Raw genomic sequence first — 3117 nt, 5'->3', positions numbered from 1 at the left:
CACCCACTCCCCGTCAAACGGGGGTTTGTTCGCGGGCATTAGAGATCACCTTCAAGCATCTTGTGAAGCTCAGCCAGGCCGGCAGCAAACTGAGCATTCAGCTCATCCAACTCAGAGAGAATCTCGCTTGTAGGTGGGTACTCAATACGCTCGTACTCGGTTTTGGTGTACTTGTTGAAGCTGAAGTCGTACTCTTTGTCGACAATTTCCTGCTTGGGAACAAGGAAGCTCTTCTCAGTGCGCTCACGATCAGACTCGGCGCCAAGGTTCGCCCAGCGCTCGAGAATATCGGGGATATCGTTGTTCTTCTCATCCAGATCACGCTTGTCATCAAGTGTGTAGCCGTCCGACTCCATGTTGTAGAGCCACACGTTATCCGTGCCGCCGGCGTTTGTCTTGGTGAATACCAGAATCGCCGTGCTCACGCCGGAATACGGCTTGAATACACCGCTCGGCAGATAGATGATCGCTTCGAGCTTATGGTCCTCCACGAGTTGCTGTCGCAGCTGACGATACGCCTTCGAGTTCGAACGGAACAAAACTCCGTTGGGGACGATGCATGCACAGCGGCCACCGAGCTTGAGCATGCGCAAGAACAGGGCAACGAACAAAAGCTCGGTCTGCTTGGTCTCCACAATAGCGCGGAGGCCCTTATCGATATCCTCCACGTCAACGGAGCCCGTGAACGGCGGATTCGCCAAAATGACATCGTACTTTGAACTGATTGCGTCCTTCTGTGAAATGCTATCGAGGTATCGCACATCAGGCGAATCGACGCCATGAAGCATGAGGTTCATAGCGCTGATGCGTAGCATCGTTTGGTCGATTTCAAAACCGTTGAACTGCGGCGCAGCCCCATTTGTTCCGGCAAACGCATCCCACTGATCGGCGGTCATTTCGCTTCCATAGCATTTGCGAATATGCTCGGCCGCCGAAATCAAGAAGCCCGCTGTTCCGCATGCCGGATCGCACACAAGCTCTCCCGCCTTGGGATCGATAAGCTGCACCATCAGATCGCGAATATGCTTTGGCGTGCGGAACTGACCGTTCGTACCCGCAGTGCTGAGCTTGGAGAGCATGTATTCGTACAAATCTCCCAGGTCTCCGATATGCTCATCATAATCAGCCAGCAGCTCTTCAACGCCGGTAACCGCCTTCTCCAAAAGCGCGGGCTTGCCTGCTGGGAATCCAAACGTGGCGTTCTCCATAGTCTTGGAAAACGCAGTCGATCCACCCAGCGTTTTGATAAACGGGAAAGCGAAGCGATCAACGATGTAATACATGTCCTCGGCACGCTTATCCTTGAAAGAGCTCCAGCGAATCTCCTTGCCAGCAATCTGTTCACCGCGATCGTTCGCGAAGGCCTCGGGGAAAAGATGAGGCTGCTCCACTCCAAGCATGTTCTCCAGGCGCTCCATCTCAAGCTCTTTCTCATCGAGAGAGCGCATGAACATGAGGTACGTCAAGTTGCTGATAACGTCGAGCGGGTTGGTAATGCCACCCTCCCACATCTTCTGCCAGATAGCATCAACCTTATTTTTTGCTGCTCCGGTAATCACCTTGCCGGTCCTTCCCATCAAGGGTTTATTATTCAGCTAAGAGTACCGTCTACCCCTCGGCAAATAAAGACCTCGCACATTCCATTGATAAGATATAGGTGCTAGGACGATCGGGGATGGAGCAGGAAGTATGACGGAACACGAACGCGATGGGAAATCAATCGACATGCACAAACCGATAACGAAAGGATCAACATCGCGCAGCTCCCCCACCCTCATCATCGACGCCGACGCATGCCCCGTGACACGCGAGGCCCTCGCCTGCGCGCGAGCGGCGCGCGTTCCCGTGCTCATTGCCGGCAATTCCACGCAGAACCTTGCCCGACGTATTCGGCGCGACGATCCGCGCGATGCCGAGCACGCCCGTGGGCGCGACACCACGCATCCCGGTTTCTGGGCCGAGACGCTCGACGTCTCATGCGGCGCCGATAGCGCCGACTTCGCCATCATCGAGCGCCTGCAGCCAGGCGACGTGGTGGTCACGCAAGACATCGGCCTTGCCAGCATGGTGCTGGGGCGCGGCGCGGCGGCCATCGGCGTACGCGGGCACGTCTACAGCAAGGCCACCATCGATATGCAGCTCTTCATTCGCCACGAGGAAAAGAAAGTCCGCCGCGCGGGCGGGCGAACGCAGGGGCCCTCGGCCTTTAACGACGACGACCGCGAGCGCTTCCGCTCCAACCTCGCCCGCCTGCTTCGCAAGGCGCTATCCCCAAACGAGGGCCAGCTCGGCCCCACAATGCCCATCGACGGCGCCCCTATGGCTTCAACCGATTAGCGCCCCTCGTGCGCTTGCTCCAAAACGCGCTCGAAGTAGTTGAGCGATTCGAGCACCAAGGCGGACGAACCTGCCCCGCGCTCGGTAAGACGCAGCTCCGACGACTGCACGTCTCGCTCGAGCGCCCCGGAAGCGATTAGGTGCTCGACCGCGCGGTAGAGCAGGCCGGTGTCGACGCCCTTGTTCGCAACCGGTCCATCCTCTTCGAGCGTCCAGGTTGAAAGCCCGAGCAGTGCGAGAAGCAAGCGACTCGCCTGCCCTAGGCGCTCGGCATCGTGCTCGCGCTCCTCGGCCGCAACGGCATCATCCATAATGCGGACGCCGTTTGCAGCGTCGTCGTCCGCTGTCCGATTCGACCGGCTATCCAACTCATCCATCATAAGAAACCTCCTTGGCCGCGCCTTCACGACATATGATAGCCGGCCATGCGGACATGACGCCCAAACCACCTGTCAGGCAGACGCCGCGTATCCTAGAAGATTCCCAAAACCAATCCCCACGCGCACGCCACCAGGAAGAGGGCGAGCACGATGACGACGTTCTCGCGCGGATGGCGGTTGGTGCGGAAGAGCACCAGATAGCCCACGCCAGCCGAGGTGAGCAGACCGGCCATGAGCGGGGCGAAGCCCAAGACGCCTTCCAGATAGAGCTGCGTGATCACCACGCTTGCCGCGCAATTGGGCACAAGGCCCACCAACGCCGAAGCGAACACAGCAAGAAGCTGGTTGCCCGAAAGGAAGCTCGCCAGCGCCCCCTCGCCCACCGTTTCGAGCAGCGCCA

Annotated in this window: 4 protein-coding genes; 1 reads left to right on the top strand and 3 read right to left on the bottom strand. The window is 58.4% G+C overall.

Annotated features, from left to right (window positions below; all coding sequences use genetic code 11):
- Positions 1-38: 38 nt before the first annotated feature.
- Positions 39-1559: an N-6 DNA methylase gene (locus tag I2E26_RS05060; protein WP_195419858.1), complete on the bottom strand. Its 1521-nt coding sequence runs from the start codon at positions 1557-1559 to the stop codon at positions 39-41.
- Positions 1560-1725: 166 nt separating this feature from the next.
- Here I2E26_RS05060 and I2E26_RS05055 point away from each other — a divergent pair, with 166 nt between their 5' ends.
- Positions 1726-2337 (top strand): DUF188 domain-containing protein, encoded by a 612-nt coding sequence (locus I2E26_RS05055; RefSeq protein WP_229056425.1) that lies wholly within the window; start codon positions 1726-1728, stop codon positions 2335-2337.
- Here I2E26_RS05055 and I2E26_RS05050 read toward each other — a convergent pair.
- Positions 2334-2717, bottom strand: coding sequence for a hypothetical protein (locus I2E26_RS05050; protein ID WP_195419857.1), 384 nt, complete (start codon positions 2715-2717; stop codon positions 2334-2336). The two genes, I2E26_RS05055 and I2E26_RS05050, sit on opposite strands and share 4 nt — an antisense overlap.
- A gap of 92 nt (positions 2718-2809) precedes the next feature.
- The coding region (locus I2E26_RS05045) for a putative manganese transporter (RefSeq protein WP_195419856.1) at positions 2810-3117 on the bottom strand (308 nt) is incomplete at its 5' end.

The sequence above is a fragment of the Collinsella sp. D33t1_170424_A12 genome (assembly GCF_015554865.1).
Classification (GTDB): Bacteria; Actinomycetota; Coriobacteriia; order Coriobacteriales; family Coriobacteriaceae; genus Collinsella.
This window is presented reverse-complemented; position numbering and strand designations above follow the sequence as displayed.

What these genes read in the sequence shown, in the direction of transcription:
- I2E26_RS05055 (WP_229056425.1), top strand. Translation starts at nt 1,726, where the DNA reads ATGCACAAACCGATAACGAAAGGATCAACATCGCGCAGCTCCCCCACC.
- I2E26_RS05050 (WP_195419857.1), bottom strand. Translation starts at nt 2,717, where the DNA reads ATGATGGATGAGTTGGATAGCCGGTCGAATCGGACAGCGGACGACGAC.